Annotated in this window: 17 protein-coding genes; 8 read left to right on the forward strand and 9 right to left on the reverse strand. The window is 70.5% G+C overall.

Going from position 1 to position 18,541, the window contains the following annotated elements; genetic code table 11:
* Position 1: 1 nt before the first annotated feature.
* The 6 genes from CGL27_RS13720 to CGL27_RS13745 all read right to left on the reverse strand — a co-directional run bounded on the left by CGL27_RS13720 (position 2) and on the right by CGL27_RS13745 (position 5,829).
* Entirely contained in the window at positions 2-1,258 is a 1,257-nt protein-coding gene (locus CGL27_RS13720; RefSeq protein ID WP_119986918.1) for a cysteine desulfurase, read from the reverse strand.
* Positions 1,255-2,019 (reverse strand): Fe-S cluster assembly ATPase SufC, encoded by a 765-nt coding sequence (gene sufC / locus CGL27_RS13725; protein ID WP_119986920.1) that lies wholly within the window; start codon positions 2,017-2,019, stop codon positions 1,255-1,257. The genes CGL27_RS13720 and sufC overlap by 4 nt, the downstream gene beginning before the upstream one ends.
* Before the next feature lie 7 nt (positions 2,020-2,026).
* Complete coding sequence (locus CGL27_RS13730; RefSeq protein WP_119986922.1) at positions 2,027-2,350, reverse strand: bifunctional 3-phenylpropionate/cinnamic acid dioxygenase ferredoxin subunit; 324 nt, start codon at positions 2,348-2,350, stop codon at positions 2,027-2,029.
* On the reverse strand, positions 2,347-3,516 hold the full coding sequence (gene sufD, locus CGL27_RS13735; protein WP_078640801.1) for a Fe-S cluster assembly protein SufD: 1,170 nt from the start codon (positions 3,514-3,516) through the stop codon (positions 2,347-2,349). Before sufD ends, CGL27_RS13730 begins: the two co-directional genes overlap by 4 nt.
* Positions 3,517-3,610: 94 nt before the next feature.
* Positions 3,611-5,032, reverse strand: coding sequence for a Fe-S cluster assembly protein SufB (gene sufB, locus CGL27_RS13740; protein ID WP_119986924.1), 1,422 nt, complete (start codon positions 5,030-5,032; stop codon positions 3,611-3,613).
* Positions 5,029-5,829, reverse strand: coding sequence for a helix-turn-helix domain-containing protein (locus tag CGL27_RS13745; protein ID WP_119986926.1), 801 nt, complete (start codon positions 5,827-5,829; stop codon positions 5,029-5,031). The genes sufB and CGL27_RS13745 overlap by 4 nt, the downstream gene beginning before the upstream one ends.
* A 206-nt stretch (positions 5,830-6,035) precedes the next feature.
* On the opposite strand from CGL27_RS13745, the gene CGL27_RS13750 reads away from it, so the two are divergent.
* From CGL27_RS13750 to CGL27_RS13760, 3 genes are all read left to right on the forward strand, one after another.
* Entirely contained in the window at positions 6,036-6,962 is a 927-nt protein-coding gene (locus tag CGL27_RS13750; protein ID WP_119986928.1) for an ABC transporter ATP-binding protein, read from the forward strand.
* On the forward strand, positions 6,959-7,732 hold the full coding sequence (locus CGL27_RS13755; protein ID WP_014059863.1) for an ABC transporter permease: 774 nt from the start codon (positions 6,959-6,961) through the stop codon (positions 7,730-7,732). Before CGL27_RS13750 ends, CGL27_RS13755 begins: the two co-directional genes overlap by 4 nt.
* Positions 7,733-7,815: 83 nt before the next feature.
* On the forward strand, positions 7,816-8,808 hold the full coding sequence (locus CGL27_RS13760) for a COX15/CtaA family protein (RefSeq protein ID WP_119986930.1): 993 nt from the start codon (positions 7,816-7,818) through the stop codon (positions 8,806-8,808).
* Here CGL27_RS13760 and CGL27_RS13765 read toward each other — a convergent pair.
* From CGL27_RS13765 to CGL27_RS13775, 3 genes are all read right to left on the reverse strand, one after another.
* Positions 8,778-9,914: an amidohydrolase gene (locus CGL27_RS13765; protein ID WP_240450492.1), complete on the reverse strand. Its 1,137-nt coding sequence runs from the start codon at positions 9,912-9,914 to the stop codon at positions 8,778-8,780. The two genes, CGL27_RS13760 and CGL27_RS13765, sit on opposite strands and share 31 nt — an antisense overlap.
* A gap of 84 nt (positions 9,915-9,998) precedes the next feature.
* Positions 9,999-10,427 (reverse strand): hypothetical protein, encoded by a 429-nt coding sequence (locus CGL27_RS13770; RefSeq protein WP_119986932.1) that lies wholly within the window; start codon positions 10,425-10,427, stop codon positions 9,999-10,001.
* Between the two features lie 24 nt (positions 10,428-10,451).
* Positions 10,452-11,402, reverse strand: a complete 951-nt coding sequence (locus tag CGL27_RS13775) for a heme o synthase (RefSeq protein ID WP_119986934.1) — start codon at positions 11,400-11,402, stop codon at positions 10,452-10,454.
* 394 nt (positions 11,403-11,796) lie between these two features.
* Here CGL27_RS13775 and tkt point away from each other — a divergent pair, with 394 nt between their 5' ends.
* Genes tkt through pgl form a run of 5 tightly spaced genes read left to right on the forward strand, consistent with a single transcriptional unit; the run spans position 11,797 to position 18,492 of the window.
* The gene (gene tkt / locus CGL27_RS13780; protein ID WP_119986935.1) at positions 11,797-13,875 is read left to right on the forward strand and encodes a transketolase; all 2,079 of its coding nucleotides are present in this window, start codon (positions 11,797-11,799) and stop codon (positions 13,873-13,875) included.
* A 43-nt stretch (positions 13,876-13,918) separates the two neighbouring features.
* Positions 13,919-15,037 (forward strand): transaldolase, encoded by a 1,119-nt coding sequence (tal, locus tag CGL27_RS13785; RefSeq protein WP_119986937.1) that lies wholly within the window; start codon positions 13,919-13,921, stop codon positions 15,035-15,037.
* A gap of 4 nt (positions 15,038-15,041) precedes the next feature.
* On the forward strand, positions 15,042-16,565 hold the full coding sequence (gene zwf, locus CGL27_RS13790) for a glucose-6-phosphate dehydrogenase (RefSeq protein WP_119986939.1): 1,524 nt from the start codon (positions 15,042-15,044) through the stop codon (positions 16,563-16,565).
* Complete coding sequence (opcA, locus tag CGL27_RS13795; RefSeq protein WP_078640812.1) at positions 16,562-17,713, forward strand: glucose-6-phosphate dehydrogenase assembly protein OpcA; 1,152 nt, start codon at positions 16,562-16,564, stop codon at positions 17,711-17,713. Before zwf ends, opcA begins: the two co-directional genes overlap by 4 nt.
* Positions 17,710-18,492 carry a 6-phosphogluconolactonase gene (pgl, locus tag CGL27_RS13800; protein WP_078640813.1) on the forward strand — a complete coding sequence of 261 codons (783 nt, stop codon included), beginning with the start codon at positions 17,710-17,712 and terminating at the stop codon, positions 18,490-18,492. Before opcA ends, pgl begins: the two co-directional genes overlap by 4 nt.
* Positions 18,493-18,541: the final 49 nt, after the last annotated feature.

Genomic DNA, 18,541 nt, shown 5'->3' on the forward strand with positions numbered 1-18,541 from the left:
CCTACCCGAAGAAGTTCCGTACGTGCTCCAGGCCCTCCACCAAGGCGTCGACCTCGGCCGGAGTGGAGTACAGATAGAACGACGCTCGGGTGGTCGCCGGAATTCCATAGCGCAGGCATACGGGGCGGGCGCAGTGGTGGCCGACCCGGACCGCGATTCCCTGCTCGTCGAGCACCTGGCCCACATCGTGGGGGTGGATGTCGCCGAGCGTGAAGGAGATCGTGGCGCCGCGCTCCTCGGCCGTGGTGGGGCCGATGATGCGCAGGTCCGGCACCTCCAGGAGCCTGCCGACCGCGTAGTGCGTGAGGGCGTGCTCATGGCGGGTGATGTTGTCCATGCCGATCGAGGTGAGGTAGTCCACGGCCGCGCCGAGGCCGACGGCCTGGGCGATCGGGGGCGTACCGGCCTCGAACTTGTGCGGCGCCGGGGCGTAGGTGGACGAGTGCATCGAGACGGTCTCGATCATCTCTCCGCCGCCGAGGAACGGAGGCAGGTCCTCCAGCAGCTCCTGGCGGCCCCACAGCACACCGATACCGGTCGGGCCGCACATCTTGTGGCCGGTGAAGGCCACGAAGTCGGCCTGGAGCGCCTGCACGTCCAGCAGCATGTGCGGGGCGGCCTGGGAGGCGTCGATCACCACGAGGGCGCCGACGTCCTGGGCGCGGCGGACGATCGCCTCGACCGGGTTGACCGTGCCGAGGATGTTGGAGACCAGCACGAACGAGACGACCTTGGTCTTCTCGGTGATGACCTGCTCTATCTCCGACAGGTCGAGCCGGCCGTCCTCGGTGAGGCCGAACCACTTCAGCTTCGCGCCGGTGCGCTGCGAGAGCAGCTGCCACGGAACGATGTTGGAGTGGTGCTCCATCTCGGTGATGACGATCTCGGTGTCCTGGTCCACCCGGTAGGGCTCGTCGGCCCAGCCGAGCATGTTGGCGACCAGGTTCAGCGACTCCGACGCGTTCTTGGTGAAGATCACCTCGTCGCGGCTGGGAGCGTTGATGAAGGCGGCGACCTTGTCGCGGGCGCCCTCGTACAGCTCCGTGGCCTCCTCGGCGAGCACATGGACGCCGCGGTGCACATTGGCGTTGGAGCGCTCGTAGTAGTCGTTGAGCACGTCCAGCACCTGGCGCGGCTTCTGCGACGTCGCCGCGTTGTCCAGGTAGACGAGCTTCTTGCCGTCATGGACGACACGGTCCAGGATCGGGAAGTCCTTGCGGATCGCCTCGGTGTCGAGGAGGCCCGGCAACTGTGTCACTCGGACGCGCCTCCCTTCACGTACGCCTCGTAGCCCTCTTCTTCCAGCTTGTCGGCCAGCTCCGGGCCGCCGGACTCGGCGATCCGGCCCGCCGCGAAGACGTGGACGTGGTCGGGCTTGATGTACCGCAGGATGCGGGTGTAATGGGTGATCAGCAGGGTGCCGACCTGGCCGGACTCACGGACCCGGTTGACGCCCTCGGAGACCACCCGCAGCGCGTCGACGTCGAGGCCGGAGTCGGTCTCGTCGAGGATCGCGATGTTCGGCTTCAGCAGCTCGAGCTGGAGGATCTCGTGGCGCTTCTTCTCACCGCCGGAGAAGCCCTCGTTCACATTCCGCTCGGCGAAGGACGGGTCGATGTTGAGGCGCTCCATGGCCTCCTTGACCTCCTTCACCCAGGTGCGCAGCTTGGGCGCCTCGCCGCGGATCGCGGTCGCGGAGGTGCGCAGGAAGTTGGAGACGGAGACGCCGGGCACCTCGACCGGGTACTGCATGGCGAGGAAGACACCGGCGCGGGCGCGCTCGTCGACGGACATCGCGAGCACGTCCTCGCCGTCCAGCGTCACGGTGCCGCCGGTGATCGTGTACTTCGGGTGCCCGGCGAGCGAGTAGGCGAGGGTGGACTTGCCGGAGCCGTTGGGGCCCATGATGGCGTGCGTCTCGCCCTGCTTCACGGTCAGGTCGACACCGCGCAGGATCTCGCGGGGGCCGCCCTCGGCGTCGACGGAAACGTGCAGGTCGTGGATCTCAAGCGTGGCCATGGGTGCCTCAGGACTCCTGGGTGACGGAGACGAGCACATCGTCCCCTTCGATCTTTACGGGGTATACGGGGACGGGGCGCGTCGCGGGGAGACCGGACGGCTTGCCGGTGCGCAGGTCGAAGCTGGAGCCGTGCAGCCAGCACTCGATCTGGCAGTCCTCCACCTCGCCCTCGGACAGCGAGACGTTCGCATGCGAGCAGATGTCGTTGACCGCGAACACCTCGCCCTCGGTGCGCACCAGTGCCACGGGCACGCCCTCGAGTTCGACCCGCTTGGGGGTGTCCTCCTCGAGTTCGTCCAGCGCACAGGCGCGTACGAAGGTGTTGGTCATCCTACGGACGCCTCCAGCTCGGCCTCGATCTTGGCGATGAGCCGCTCCTCCAGGTCGGGGATCCCGATCTGCTGGACAACCTCGGCGAAGAAGCCGCGGACCACCAGACGGCGGGCCTCGTCGGCGGGGATGCCGCGCGCCATCAGGTAGAAGAGCTGCTCGTCCTCGAAGCGGCCGGTCGCGCTCGCGTGACCGGCGCCGACGATCTCACCGGTCTCGATCTCCAGGTTCGGCACCGAGTCGACCCGGGCGCCGTCGGTGAGGACCAGGTTCCGGTTGAGTTCGTAGGTGTCGGTGCCCTCCGCGGCGGCCCGGATCAGCACATCGCCGATCCACACCGCGTGCGCCTCCTTGCCCTGCAGCGCGCCCTTGTAGGCCACGTTGCTCCGGCAGTGCGGGGTGTCGTGGTCGATGAAGAGCCGGTGCTCCTGGTGCTGGCCGTTGTCGGTGAAGTACACGCCGTACAGCTCGGCCTCACCGCCCGGGGCGCCGTAGACGACGCGCGGGTGGAGCCGCACCAGATCGCCGCCGAAGGTGACGACCACGGACTTGAAGGTGGCGTCCCGGCCGACCAGCGCGGTGTGCTGACCGACGTGGACCGCGGTGTCGTCCCAGTCCTGGACCGAGACCACGGTGAGCTTGGCGCCGTCGCCGATGAGGTACTCCACATTGGCGGCGAGCGTGGCCTCACCGGTGTGGTCGATGACCACGACCGCCTCGGCGAAGGCGCCGAGCTCGATCACCTGGTGGCCGAAGGCGGTGCCGCCCTCGCCGTGCACGGCGATCCGCACCGGCTCGGTGAGCACCGTCTCCTTGGGCACCGTGACGACCGACGCCTTCTCGAAGGAGCTGTACGCCTGGGCCGCCACCCGGTCCACCGGCTTGCCGGCCTTCCCCAGGCGTGCGTCGTCACGGCCCACGGTCTCGACCGTGACGCCCTCGGGGGCGGTCACCTCGACCTTGACGCCGCCGTCGGCGACAGCCGTGCCGTCATGGAGACCGCGCAGCCGCTCCAGGGGGGTGAACCGCCAGTCCTCCTCGCGGCCATGGGGCACCGGGAAGTCGGCCACGTCGTACGACGCGGGCGCGCTCACCCGGGCATCGGTGGGCTGGCCCACCTGGATGACGCCGTCCGTGGTGGATCCGGCCGGGATGGTTTCAGCCATGGCTGTCGTACTGCTCTCTTTCTGCCTGATGGGCCTGAACGGGATGCCCGGGCGGAGGACGGTGCCCCCCGCCGGGGCCGGAAGGGGGGTGGCGTCAGCCGACCGCGCCCTCCATCTGCAGCTCGATCAGCCGGTTGAGCTCCAGCGCGTACTCCATGGGCAGCTCGCGCGCGATCGGCTCGACGAAGCCGCGCACGATCATCGCCATGGCCTCGTCCTCGGACAGACCGCGGCTCATCAGGTAGAAGAGCTGGTCGTCGCTGACCTTGGAGACGGTCGCCTCATGGCCCATGGACACGTCGTCCTCGCGGACGTCCACATACGGGTAGGTGTCCGAGCGGGAGATCGTGTCGACGAGCAGGGCGTCACAGAGCACATTGGACTTGGAGCCCTCGGCGCCCTCGCCGATCTCGATCAGACCGCGGTAGGAGGTGCGGCCGCCGCCGCGCGCCACCGACTTGGAGATGATGTTCGACGAGGTGCGGGGGGCCATGTGGACCATCTTGGCGCCCGCGTCCTGGTGCTGCCCCTCGCCCGCGAAGGCGATGGACAGGGTCTCGCCCTTGGCGTGCTCACCCATCAGGTAGACGGCGGGGTACTTCATGGTCACCTTGGAGCCGATGTTGCCGTCGACCCACTCCATGGTCGCGCCCTCGTAGGCCACGGCGCGCTTGGTGACCAGGTTGTAGACGTTGTTCGACCAGTTCTGGATGGTCGTGTAGCGGCAGCGGGCGCCCTTCTTGACGATGATCTCGACGACCGCGGAGTGCAGCGAGTCCGACTTGTAGATCGGCGCGGTGCAGCCCTCGACGTAGTGGACGTAGGCGTCCTCGTCGACGATGATCAGCGTCCGCTCGAACTGGCCCATGTTCTCGGTGTTGATCCGGAAGTACGCCTGCAGCGGGATCTCCACGTGCACGCCCTTCGGCACGTAGATGAACGAGCCGCCGGACCAGACCGCCGTGTTCAGCGAGGCGAACTTGTTGTCGCCCGCGGGGATCACGGTGCCGAAGTACTCCTGGAACAGCTCCGGGTGCTCCTTGAGCGCCGTGTCGGTGTCCAGGAAGATGACGCCCTGCTCCTCCAGGTCCTCACGGATCTGGTGGTAGACGACCTCGGACTCGTACTGGGCCGCGACACCCGCGACGAGGCGCTGCTTCTCGGCCTCCGGGATGCCCAGCTTGTCGTACGTGTTCTTGATGTCCTCGGGCAGGTCGTCCCAGGAGGCGGCCTGCTGCTCGGTGGAGCGGACGAAGTACTTGATGTTGTCGAAGTCGATACCCGACAGGTCCGAGCCCCAGGTGGGCATGGGCTTCTTGCCGAAGAGCTTCAGGCCCTTGAGGCGGAGCTTGAGCATCCACTCCGGCTCGGACTTCTTCCCCGAGATGTCGCGCACGACCTCCTCGGAGAGGCCGCGCTTGGCCGAGGCGCCGGCCACGTCGGAGTCGGCCCAGCCGTACTCGTAGTTGCCCAGGCCCTCAAGCTCGGGGTGAGCGGTCTCCGTGGGGAGAGTCATTCGGGGTTCCTCCCGGCCGTGCTGGCAGATGCGGTGGTGGTCTTGGTGGTGCTGGTGTCGGTCTTCTCGACCTCGCCGGTCTTCGGAATGAACGTCGTGCACACCCCGTCGCCATGGGCGATGGTGGCCAGACGCTGCACATGAGTTCCGAGCAGCTGGGAGAAGACCTCGGTCTCCGCCTCACACAGCTGCGGATATCGCTCGGCTGCGTGGGCGACCGGGCAGTGGTGCTGGCAGAGCTGTTCGCCGACCGGCGCGCTGCGCGCCGTAGCAGCGTACCCGTCCGCGGAGAGCGCGTCGGCGAGGGCTTCGGTGCGGCGGCCGGGGGTGGCGGCCTCGACGGTGCCGCGGTACCCCTCCGCCTGGGCGGCGAGCCTGGCGCGGGCGAACGCGGCGACCGCGGCACGGCCCGCCTCGCCGCCTCCGGCGCTCTGCTCGATCCAGTGCAGGGCGTCGACGGCGAGCTTGTCGTAAGCCTGGTCGAAGGCATCGCGGCCGCAGTCGGTGAGCGCGAAGACCTTGGCCGGGCGGCCGCGCCCCCGCGCCCCGTACACCCTCTTCTCGCGGGGCTCGACGACGCCGTCGGCGACGAGGGTGTCCAGGTGGCGGCGGACGGCCGCCTGGGTCAGCTCCAGCCGCTGGGCGAGCTCCGCCGCGGTGGAGGGACCATGGTCGAGGATGGAGCGCGCGACCCGGTTGCGGGTGCCGCGCTGCTCTTCCGGTGCGGATGCGGGCACGCCGGACCGCGCGGCCGCTTCGGCCGCGCGTTCGTTCGGAGCCTCGCTCGCGTATTTCACAACACCATTGTTGCGTAATTCCCCGGCGCGGCACAAGCGGGGAGATCTGCAGGTCCGGTGGGGTACGTCACTTAGGTGTACCTAAGTCCGAGAGGGTCCCGCACCCCGGATTCACCTGCGGCGACGCCTTCGCGGCCGGGCGGCGGGCACCGCGGCTTTCGGCCCTGCCGCCCACAGGGGGCCCGGCGATTCGTAGACTGCCGGACATGCGAGAAGAGCCCGCGGTCGACATCGTCGGCCTGGTCAAGCGGTACGGCCCGAAGACCGCGGTCGACGGGCTCGACCTGTCCGTGGACCGGGGCGCCGTGACCGCCGTTCTCGGCCCCAACGGAGCCGGTAAGACCACCACCGTCGAGACCTGCGAGGGGTACCGCCGACCCGACGCCGGCACCATCCGGATACTCGGGCTCGACCCGGTCGCGGACGCCCCCGCACTGCGCCCCCGGGTCGGGGTGATGCTCCAGTCCGGAGGCGTTTATTCCGGCGCGCGGGCAGAAGAGATGCTGCGCCACACCGCCTCCCTGCACGCGCATCCGGTCGACGTCGACCTGCTGATCGAACGGCTCGGCCTCGGCTCCTGCGGCCGGACCACCTACCGGCGGCTCTCCGGGGGCCAGCAGCAGCGGCTCGCGCTCGCCATGGCCGTCGTCGGCCGCCCCGAGCTGGTCTTCCTCGACGAGCCGACCGCCGGACTCGACCCACAGGCCCGCCGCGCCACCTGGGACCTCATCCGCGATCTGCGGGACGACGGGGTCACCGTGCTGCTGACCACCCACTACATGGACGAGGCCGAGCAACTGGCCGACGATGTGGCGATCATCGACGGCGGCAAGGTGATCGCCCGGGGCAGCCCCGAGGAGCTGTGCCGGGGCGGCGCCGAGAACACCCTGCGCTTCGGCGGCCGACCCGCACTCGACCTGGCCTCGCTACTCAAGGCGCTGCCCGCCGACTCCACGGCCGCCGAGCTGACGCCCGGCTCGTACCGCGTCACGGGCAAGGTCAACCCCCAGATGCTGGCCACCGTCACCTCCTGGTGCGCGCAGAACGGGGTGATGCCGGACCGGATCTCGGTCGAGCGCCACACCCTCGAGGACGTCTTCCTGGAGCTCACCGGTAAGGAGCTGCGAGCGTGACCGCCACGGGCACTTTTCTCCCCAAGCCGGGGGCGGCCCCGCTGATGAGGATGATCCGGGCGCAGGCCGCGCTTGAGACCCGGATGCTGCTGCGCAACGGCGAGCAGCTGCTGCTGACCGTCGTCATCCCGTCCCTGCTGCTGGTGCTCTTCAGCACCGTCGACATCGTCGACACGGGCGCCGACGGCAGCACGGTGGACTTCCTGACGCCCGGTGTGCTGGCCCTTGCCGTGCTGTCCACGGCGTTCACCGGACAGGCCATCGCCACCGGCTTCGAGCGGCGCTACGGCGTGCTCAAGCGGCTCGCCGTCTCACCGCTGCCGCGGTGGGGGCTGATGACCGCCAAGACCCTCGCGGTGCTGGTCACCGAGGTCCTGCAGATCGTGCTGCTGACCGCGATCGCGCTGGCGCTGGGCTGGTCGCCGCACGGCGACCCGCTCTCGGTGGCGCTGCTGCTGATCCTCGGCACGGCGGCGTTCTCCGGCCTCGGGCTCCTGATGGCGGGCACCCTGAAGGCCGAGGCGACCCTGGCCGCCGCCAACCTGGTCTTCCTGCTGCTGCTCGTGGCCGGCGGGGTGATCGTGTCGCTGGACAAGTTCCCGGGCGCGGTGCGCGGCGCGCTGGAGCTGCTGCCGATCTCGGCGCTCTCGGGCGGGCTGCGGGATGTCCTCCAGGACGGGGCCGGGATGCCGTGGCGGGATCTGGGGATCCTGGCGGTGTGGGCGGTGCTGGGGCTGGGCGCGGCGGCGCGCTTCTTCCGCTGGGAGTAGCCCGAACACCTCTGCGAGCTGCGGCTTTACCGAAGCACTACCCCTCGTGAAAAGCTGCACAAGCGGCGGCCTACGATGGGCGCGTGCCGAATTCGCTGAATCCGTTCGAGCTGATCGCCCGGCGCTGGCAGCCCTCCGCGCGCTTCGTGCAGCGGGCCGCGCTGGCCACCGTGGTGATGGCCGTGGTCATCGTCGTGACCGGTGGCGCGGTCCGGCTCACCCAGTCCGGGCTGGGCTGTGACACCTGGCCGAAGTGCACCCCGTCCAGCCTGACGCCCACCGCCGACATGGGCATCAACGGCGTCATCGAGTTCACCAACCGCATGCTGACGTACGTCCTGTGCGTGTTCGTCGGTGTGCTGATCATCGCCGCCCGGGCCCGTACGCCGGTGCGCCGCTCCCTCACCCGGCTGGGCTGGACCCAGTTCTGGATCGTGATGGGCAACGCCGTCGTCGGCGGCATCGTGGTCCTCACCGGACTCAACCCGTACATCGTCAGCTCGCACTTCCTGCTGTCCTCCGCGCTCCTCACGGTCGCGATGGTGGTCTGGCAGCGGGCTCGCGAGGGTGACGGCGAGCCACGCGACCTCATCGCCCGCCCAGTGCGCCAGTTGACCTGGCTGCTGGTCGGCGCGACCCTCGCGCTGATCCTGATCGGCACCGTGGTCACCGGCGCGGGTCCGCACGCCGGTGACGCCCGTAAGGTGCACCGCATCCCGCTGAACTGGCAGGAGATCACCCAGCTCCACGTGGACTTCGTCTACATCGTGCTGGGCCTCACCGTCGCCCTGTGGTTCACGCTGCGGGCCGTGAAGGCCCCGGCCGCCCAGCGCCGTACGGTCCTGGAGCTCCTCGTCGTCCTGCTCCTGCAGGGCGTGGTCGGATACGTGCAGTACTTCACCCATCTGCCCGAGGTCGTCGTCGGCATCCATATGCTCGGCTCCTGCCTGGTGTGGATCGCGGTCCTGCGGGTGGTGCTCGCCCAGCGCGAGCGCCCCGCGCTTCCGGCGGCCGTCCCCGCCCCCACCGGCGACCACGAGACCGTTCAGCCCGAGCCGGCCGCGTCCAGCCGGTAGACGCGGCGCGCGGTCCCGGCCGCGACCAGCCCGGCGATCCGCTGGGCCTCGGCCCGGGTGCAGATCTCCTCGCCGACCCACTCCTCCGCGAGCCGGGCCATGGCCTGGCCGAACAGCCGGGACGCGGTCACATACAGCTCGGGCAGCCCCCGCGCGCCCGTCGAGAAGAGCAGCTTGCCGAACGGCGCCTCGCCCAGGGTCTCCCCGGGCCGCGGCCCGGCGTCCGCGTAGACATGCGGGAAGGCCGCGGCGAGCTGGGCCGCCCGCCGGTGGTGCGGCCGGTCGGGCAGCAGCACCAGATCCGTGCCGAAGCCCGCCGTGGCGCGCAGAAAGCCGACGAGCGACTGCGGATCGGCACAGTGCAGCTGCACCGGAAGGCCGGTCGCGACGGCGCTCCACAGCAGATGCTGGGCGAGCGCGGGGTCCGGTGCGCGGTCCCGCGCCGGGCGTACGGTGAGCGCGAGCCAGCGGGCGGCGGCGCGCCGGACCTCTCGCGGATCGGGCGGCAGTTCGTCGCAGAAGGCGATCCCCATGGCGAAGGCGGTCGCGTGCTGGGCCGCCGCGTACAGCGCCTCGGCGGTGTTGCCGATGAAGGCGTCGACCGTGCCGGAGGTGTCGGCGACCTGCTCGGCCAGCGGCTCCAGGCGGACCACCTCATGGACCGCGCCGTCGGCGGTCGCGGCCAGTTCCTCGGCGGTGCTGAGGTCGTCCCGGGCGCCGGACTCCAGCAGGAAGGTGCCGATGCCGGCGCCGCGCAGCAGCAGCCGCGCGGCGCGGTAGGCGCCCAGTTCACGGCGGCGGGCGAGATAGCTGACGGGCGCGCAGTGGGGCTCCATGCCCAGCAACGGGGGGCACCAGCGGCGCACGGCCAGACCGGTCCAGCTGTCGAAGAAGGTGGTGCCGGCCGGGGCCGCGCCCGCCCCGGCGGCGGACGCCAGATGGGTTTCGAACGAGCCGACGCCGAGTTCGCCGTCCACCGTGCCGTGGCTGTGCTGGTCGACCAGCGGCGGCAGCGTGATCGGTGCCGCCACCGGGCCCGGCCCGTCCCGGGGGACCGGGCCGGTCGGCGGGCCCAGGGTGTTCGGGGAGTCCGTCGCCTCGTGCATCGCCGCCGCCTCTCGCCCTCCGGCATCGACGGGCTTAACGGACGGAAGGGGTACGAGGTGTCGCCGGACCCGTTCTCAGGCGTTCTACGAGGCGGGTGCCGGAGGGTTGCCGGGTCCGCCGAGCTGGATGCCCGCCATGCGCGCCCACTCGTACGGACCGGTGCGGACCTTGGCGGCGAGCTCGCCGTCGAAGGCGTCCTGGAGGGTGAGCCCGGCGAGCTCGGCCGCGCGCCGCGCGCTCTCCTGGGAGGGGGCGACGAGGACACCCCATTCGCCGTCGGCGCCGACGAGGGCGATCCGGACGGAGCCGCGCCCGATGTGGGCGATCTGCCCCTCGGCGCCGCCGCCGTGACCGGTGGCGAAGGCCGTGATCTGGCGGGCGAGCCGCTCGGCCCGCTTCTCGTCCTTGGAGGGCTTGGGCCGCTTGGGCGGCTTCGAGGATGCTTCCGGCGCGGAGAGCTGTGCGGCCGACTCGCCGCTCTCGGTCGGCTCCGGCTGGGTGGTGTCTGCCATACAGTCGATGCTACCCGCCGGTAATCACCGCAGGAAAGGGTCCACGGCCACGGCGACGAACAGCAGCGACACATAGGTGATCGACCAGTGGAAGAGCCGCATCTCCTTGAGCTTCGCGCCCATGACCCCGGCCTTGGCGCGCCCCTGGAGGGCGTGCGCCTCCTTGAGCCAGAACCCGCCCAGCACCGCCGCGACCACCGGGTAGAACCAGCCGGTGTAGCCCAGCGGCCACAGCAGCAGGGAGACGCCGACCATGGCCCAGCTGTAGAGGACGATCTGGCGCGCGACCACCTTGTTGCCCGCGATCACCGGCAGCATCGGCACGCTGGCCCGCTCGTAGTCCTCCTTGACCTTCATCGACAGCGGCCAGTAGTGCGGCGGCGTCCAGAAGAAGATCACGAGGAAGAGGATGACGGCGGCCCAGGAGACCTCGTTGGTCACCGACGACCAGCCGATGAGCACGGGCATGCAGCCGGCGATGCCACCCCAGACGATGTTCTGCGAGGTACGCCGTTTGAGCAACATCGTGTAGACGACGACGTAGAAGACCAGCGCACCGAGCGACAGCATCGCGGACAGCGGGTTGACCAGCGCCCAGAACCAGGCCGTCGACCCCGCCGCGAGCGCGAAGGCGAAGACGAGGCATTCGCGCGGCGAGACCATGCCGGTCACGAGCGGGCGCTGCGCCGTGCGCTCCATCAGCGCGTCGATGTCCCGGTCGTAATACATGTTGAAGGCGGCCGCGCCACCGGCCGACAGATAGCCGCCGACACAGGTCGCGACCACCAGCCACAGATCCGGCACGCCCTGGGCGGCCAGGAACATGACCGGCACGGTCGTCATCAGCAGCAGTTCGATGACGCGCGGCTTCGTCAGCGCCACGAACGCCATGACACGGGCCCCGAACGGCCGGTGACCGGAGCTCGTTTCGCTCGTCTCGAGCACCCCCGCAGGACGGGATTCGACGGCCGTCACGCACACCCCTGGTGGAAGCAAGAACCAGCAAGCACCGGACATGAAGAGCCGGTAAAGACTTGCGCGTACCACGCCACTCTAGACGTAGCGGATACGCCGCCCGCCGCCGGGGTCCCCCGTGTTGAAGGGGCACCGCGAGGCGCCCGCGAGGCGCCCGTAAAGCGGCCACGCCCGGCGGACGACGGGCCGGGCCAGGCCCGGAACGGCGCCTTCCGTAGGGTCCGGGACGCCGTCCGGACGGGCCCCGGAGGGAATGCGGCAACCTCGGAATTCGTTCCTTATCCCGTTGAGTGGAACTCGAAAAGATGACCGTTGTTCCAGGGGTAGGCTCGACATCGCCGGTGCACATACGGTCACCGGATTTCGACATTGTGGAGAGGAGCCCTGACTCAGGGTGAGCACCAAGCCGACTACCACAGACCTCGAGTGGACCGATCTGGACCGGCAGGCCGTCGACACGGCCCGGGTCCTGGCCATGGACTCCGTACAGAAGGTCGGTAACGGCCACCCTGGCACGGCCATGAGCCTCGCGCCCGCCGCGTACCTGCTCTTCCAGAAGCTGATGCGGCACGACCCCTCCGACGCGGACTGGACGGGCCGCGACCGCTTCGTGCTGTCTCCGGGGCACACCAGCCTGACCCTCTACGTCCAGTTGTACCTGGCGGGCTTCGGGCTGGAGCTCGAGGATCTGCGGTCGTTCCGCACCTGGGGCAGCAAGACCCCGGGCCACCCGGAGTACGGCCACACCACCGGTGTCGAGACCACCACCGGCCCCCTGGGCCAGGGCATCGCCAACGCGGTGGGCATGGCGATGGCCGCCCGCTACGAGCGTGGCCTGTTCGACCCGGAGGCGCCCGAGGGCGCCTCTCCGTTCGACCACACCATCTGGGCGATCGTCTCCGACGGCGACCTGGAGGAGGGCATCTCCGCCGAGGCGTCCTCGCTGGCCGGCCACCAGAAGCTGGGCAACATCGTCGCCCTGTACGACGACAACCACATCTCGATCGAGGGCGACACCGCGACCGCGCTCTCCGAGGACGTGCTGAAGCGCTACGAGGCGTACGGCTGGCACGTCCAGCGCATCGAGCAGGCCGAGAGCGGCGACTTCGACATCCACGCGCTGTACGCGGCGCTCAAGGCGGCGCAGGCCGAGACCGAGCGCCCCTCGATCATCGCGGCCCGTACGATCATCGCCTGGCCCGCGCCGAACGCGCAGAACACCGAGGCGTCGCACGGCTCGGCGCTCGGCGCCGACGAGGTCGCCGCCACCAAGCGCGTCCTCGGCTTCGACCCCGAGCAGCACTTCGCGGTCGAGACCGACGTCATCAACCACACCCGCGCCCTGGTCGACCGCGGCCGCGAGGCGCACGCCGCCTGGGACAAGAAGGTCCAGGAGTGGCGGAACGCCAACCCCGAGCGGGCCGCCCTGTTCGACCGGATCACCGCGGGCGAGCTGCCCGAGGGCTGGGAGTCCGCGCTGCCGGTCTTCGAGCCGGGCAAGGACGTCGCCACCCGTAAGGCGTCCGGCCAGGTGCTCAAGGCGCTCGGCGGGGTGCTCCCCGAGCTGTGGGGCGGCTCCGCCGACCTCGCGGGCTCGAACAACACCACGATCGACGCGTCCTCGTCCTTCCTCCCGAAGGGCAACCCGCTGCCGGAAGCCGACCCGTACGGCCGCACCGTGCACTTCGGCATCCGCGAGCACGCCATGGGCTCGACCATGAACGGCATCGCGCTGCACGGCAACACCCGTGTCTACGGCGGCACCTTCCTGGTCTTCTCCGACTACATGCGCCCGGCCGTCCGGCTCGCCGCGCTGATGAAGCTGCCGGTCACCTATGTGTGGACGCACGACTCCATCGGCCTCGGCGAGGACGGCCCGACCCACCAGCCGGTGGAGCACCTCTCGGTGCTGCGCGCCATCCCGGGCCTGAACGTCGTCCGCCCGGCCGACGCCAACGAGACGGCCATCGCCTGGCGCGAGATCACCCGCCGCCACACCGCGAACCCGGCTCCGCACGGCCTCGCGCTGACCCGGCAGAACGTGCCGACCTACGAGGCCAGTGAGGACGCCGCCAAGGGCGGTTACGTCCTCTTCGAGGCCGAGGGCGGCCAGCCGCAGGTCATCCTCATCGGCACCGGTTCCGAGGTGCAGCTCGCCGTGGAGGCGCGTGAGCAGCTCCAGGCCGCCGGGGTTCCGACCCGCGTCGTGTCAATGCCCTCGGTCGAGTGGTTCGAGGAGCAGGACAGGGGGTACCGGGAGACCGTGCTGCCGCCGTCCGTCAAGGCCCGCGTGGCCGTCGAGGCGGGTATCGGCCTGACCTGGCACCGCTACGTCGGCGAGGCCGGCCGCATCGTCTCGCTGGAGCACTTCGGCGCCTCCGCCGACTACAAGGTGCTCTTCCGGGAGTTCGGCCTCACCGCCGAGGCCGTGGTGACCGCCGCCCGCGAGTCTCTCGACGCCGCCGGGCGCTGACCCCGCAGACGACTTAGTAGCGACGAGTAGGAGAACACACCCCATGACAGACGCACTCAAGCGGCTGGCCGACGAAGGCGTCGCGATCTGGCTCGACGACCTCTCCCGTAAGAGGATCACCTCCGGCAACCTGGCCGAGCTGATCGACCAGCAGCACGTCGTAGGCGTCACCACCAACCCGTCGATCTTCCAGAAGGCGATCTCCGGCGGTGAGGGCTACCAGCAGCAGGTGGCCGACCTCGCGGTCCGCAAGCTCACCGTCGAGGAAGCCGTCCGCATGATCACCACGGCGGACGTCCGCGACGCGGCCGACATCCTCCGGCCGGTCTACGACGCGACGGGCGGCCAGGACGGCCGGGTCTCCATCGAGGTCGACCCGCGCCTGGCCCACAACACGGCCGCCACCATCGCCGAGGCCAAGCAGCTCGCCTGGCTGGTGGACCGGCCCAACACCTTCATCAAGATCCCGGCGACCGAGGCGGGGCTGCCCGCGATCACCGAGGTGATCGGCCTGGGCATCAGCGTCAATGTCACGCTGATCTTCTCCCTGGAGCGGTACCGCGCGGTCATGGACGCCTTCCTGGCCGGTCTGGAGAAGGCCAAGGCCGCGGGCCTGGACCTGCAGAAGATCCACTCGGTGGCGTCCTTCTTCGTCTCCCGCGTGGACACCGAGATCGACAAGCGCATCGACAAGCTCGGCACCGATGAGGCCAAGGCGCTGCGCGGCAAGGCCGCCATCGCCAACGCCCGCCTCGCGTACCAGGCGTACGAGGAGGTCTTCAGCTCCGACCGCTGGGCCGCCCTGGACCGGTCGAACGCCAACAAGCAGCGTCCGCTGTGGGCCTCGACCGGCGTCAAGGACCCGGCGTACAAGGACACCATGTACGTCACGGACCTGGTCGCCCCCGGCACCGTCAACACCATGCCGGAGGCCACCTTGGAGGCGGTCGCCGACCACGGCGAGATCACCGGTGACACCGTGCGCGGCACCTACGAGCAGGCCAAGGCCGACATCGACGCGCTGGCCGGGATCGGGATCTCCTACGACGACGTCGTCCAGGTCCTGGAGGACGAGGGCGTCGAGAAGTTCGAGTCCGCCTGGAACGACCTGCTGAAGTCCACCGAGGCGGAGCTCAAGCGCCTCGCACCCTCGGAGGCGTGAAACCGTGACCAGCAGCAATCCGCTGCGTGACCCACGAGACCGACGGCTCCCGCGCATCGCGGGGCCGTCCGGCCTCGTGATCTTCGGCGTCACGGGCGATCTGTCCCGTAAGAAGCTCATGCCCGCCATCTACGACCTGGCCAACCGCGGGCTGCTGCCGCCGGGCTTCTCGCTGGTCGGCTTCGCCCGCCGCGACTGGGAGGACGAGGACTTCTCCCAGGTCGTGCACGACGCGGTCAAGGAGTACGCGCGGACCCCGTTCCGCGAGGAGGTCTGGCAGCAGCTCGCCGAGGGGTTCCGCTTCGTACCCGGCGCGTTCTCCGACGACGAGGCGTTCACGACCCTGCGGGCGACCATAGAGGAGCTCGACAAGGCGCGCGGCACCGGCGGGAACTTCGCCTTCTATCTGTCGGTCCCGCCGAAGTTCTTCCCCACCGTCGTCCAGCAGCTCAAGAAGCACGGGCTGTCGCAGGGGCAGGGCGACTCCTGGCGGCGCGCGGTCATCGAGAAGCCCTTCGGCCACGACCTGAAGAGCGCCCAGGAGCTCAACCAGGTCGTCCACGAGGTCTTCCGGCCCAGCGATGTCTTCCGGATCGACCACTACCTGGGCAAGGAGACGGTCCAGAACATCATGGCGCTGCGGTTCGCCAACACGATGTTCGAGCCGATCTGGAACCGGTCTTACGTCGACCATGTGCAGATCACCATGGCCGAGGACATCGGCATCGGCGGGCGCGCGGGCTACTACGACGGCATCGGCGCGGCCCGTGACGTCATCCAGAACCACCTGCTGCAGCTCCTCGCGCTGACCGCCATGGAAGAGCCCGCATCCTTCGGGGCGTCCTCCCTGGTCACCGAGAAGCTGAAGGCGCTCCGGGCGGTCAAGCTGCCCAAGGAGCTGGGCAAGCACACGGTGCGCGGGCAGTACGCCCCCGGCTGGCAGGGCGGCCAGGAGGTGCACGGCTATCTCGAGGAGGAGGGCATCGACCCCCACTCGAAGACCGACACCTACGCCGCGATCAAGCTGGAGATCGACAACCGCCGCTGGGCGGGTGTCCCCTTCTATCTGCGCGCCGGCAAGCGGCTGGGGCGGCGGGTCACCGAGATCGCGGTGGTCTTCCAGCGCGCCCCGCACTCCCCCTTCGACGCCACCGACACCCAGGAGCTCGGGCAGAACGCCCTGGTCATCCGGGTGCAGCCGGACGAGGGCGTCACCATCCGGTTCGGCTCCAAGGTGCCCGGCACCTCCATGGAGATCCGGGACGTGACGATGGACTTCCAGTACGGCGAGTCCTTCACCGAGTCCAGCCCCGAGGCGTACGAGCGGCTGCTGCTCGACGTCCTGCTGGGCGAGGCGAATCTCTTCCCCCGCCATGAGGAGGTCGAGCAGTCCTGGCGGATCCTCGACCCGATCGAGGAGTACTGGGAGAAGCACGGCAGGCCCGAGCAGTACACGTCCGGGACCTGGGGGCCGAAAGCCGCGGACGAGATGCTCGCACGAGACGGACGGAGCTGGCGGCGGCCATGAACATCGATCTCACGGACACCACGTCCAGCCGGATCAACTCCGCTCTGATCCAGGCGCGCCGGTCCACCGGCACGCCGGCCGTGGGCATGGTGCTGACCCTCGTCATCGTCACCGACGAGGGCAATCACTACGACGCGCTGCGGGCGGCGAGCGACGCGTCCAAGGAACACCCCTCGCGCATCCTGGTCGTCATCAAGCGGCCGGGCCGGTCGCCGCGCGACCGCAAGATCGCCCGGATGGACGCCGAGGTGCGGGTCGGCGGCGAGACCGGTACCGGCGAGACGGTGCTGCTGCGGCTGCACGGCGAACTCGCCAACCACGCCTACTCGGTGGTCCTGCCCCTGCTGCTGCCGGACGCCCCGGTGGTGGTGTGGTGGCCGGAGGACGCCCCCGAGCACCCCAGCGAGGACCTGCTCGGCCAACTCGCCCAGCGCCGGATCACCGACGCCCAGGCCACCGAGGACCCGGTCGCGGCCCTGGGGCTGCGGGCCGCGACCTACACCCCGGGCGACACCGATCTGGCCTGGACCCGGATCACCCCGTGGCGCAGCGTCCTGGCCGCCGCCCTGGACCAGCGGCACTCCCCGATCACCTCCGCGATCGTCGAGGGCGAGGCGTACAACCCGAGCAGCGAGCTGCTCGCGCTGTGGCTCGCCGAGCGGCTGGGGGTGCCGGTGAACCGGCAGGTCTCGGAGGGCCCCGGGCTCACCGCGGTGCGGCTGGAGACGGCCGACGGCGTGATCTGCCTGGACCGGGCGAACGGCTCGCTGGCCGAGCTGGCGATGCCGGGCCAGCCCGACCGGCATGTGGCGCTGCAGCGGCGTGAGGTCTCGGAGCTGATCGCCGAGGAGCTGCGCCGGCTGGACCCCGACGAGATCTACGCGTCGTCGGTGAAGTTCGGCGTGAACAAGCTGGGCAAGGGCGGCGTGGGCACGCTGGAGCGGGACGCCAAGGCCGCCCCGGCGACTCACGTGGCACCGGAGCCGGACCGGCCGCCGCTGCCGACCCGGGACCCGGAGTCGCCGCCGGAGCATGCGCCCGGTTCGCCGAAGAACCCGCCGCAGGCACCGGCACAGCCGCCGGCTCCCAAGCCTCACCCCCCGGCGAAGGCCCAGGAGCGGAAGGCGGACGGGAAGGCGGACAAGTGACCGCACCACAGGTGGTCGTCCACCGCGACAAGGAGCTGATGGCCCAGGCCGCGGCGGCCCGGCTGATCACGAAGATCGTGGACGCCCAGGCCGCCCGTGGCTCCGCCTCGGTCGTCCTGACCGGCGGGCGCAACGGCAACGGCCTGCTGGCCGCGCTGGGCGCCTCCCCTGCGCGCGACGCGGTCGACTGGTCGCGGCTGGATCTGTGGTGGGGCGATGAGCGATTCCTGCCGGAGGGCCACGCCGACCGCAATGTCACCCAGGCCCGCGAGGCGCTGCTGGACGCGGTGGAGCTGGACCCGGCGCGGGTGCACGCGATGCCCGCGTCCGACGGGGCGAACGGTGGCGACGTGGACGCCGCGGCCGAGGCGTACGCCGCCGAGCTGGCCCGGGCCGCGCGGCCGGAGAACCACGGCGCGGTGCCGTCGTTCGACGTGCTGCTGCTGGGCGTCGGCCCGGACACCCATGTGGCCTCGCTCTTCCCCGAGCTGCCCGCCGTCCGGGAGACCGAGCGGATGGTGGTCGGGGTGCGCGGCGCGCCCAAACCGCCGCCCGTACGGACCTCGCTGACCCTGCCCGCGATTCGCGCGGCACAGGAGGTGTGGCTGCTGGCGGCCGGTGAGGACAAGGCGAGGGCGGTCACGATAGCTCTGTCGGGTGCCGGGGAGCTGCAGGCTCCGGCGGCGGGTGCGTACGGCCGCCGCCGCACGCTGTGGCTGCTGGACCGGGCCGCGGCGGCGGGTCTGCCGCGGGAGCTGTATCCCCCGGCGTCGCCGTAACCCTCGTATCGCAGACGATCCCCCGCGCGCCTCGGGCGCCCGGGGGATC

Origin of the sequence: Streptomyces sp. 11-1-2, assembly GCF_003595545.1 — a bacterium.
GTDB lineage: Bacteria > Actinomycetota > Actinomycetes > Streptomycetales > Streptomycetaceae > Streptomyces > Streptomyces hygroscopicus_B.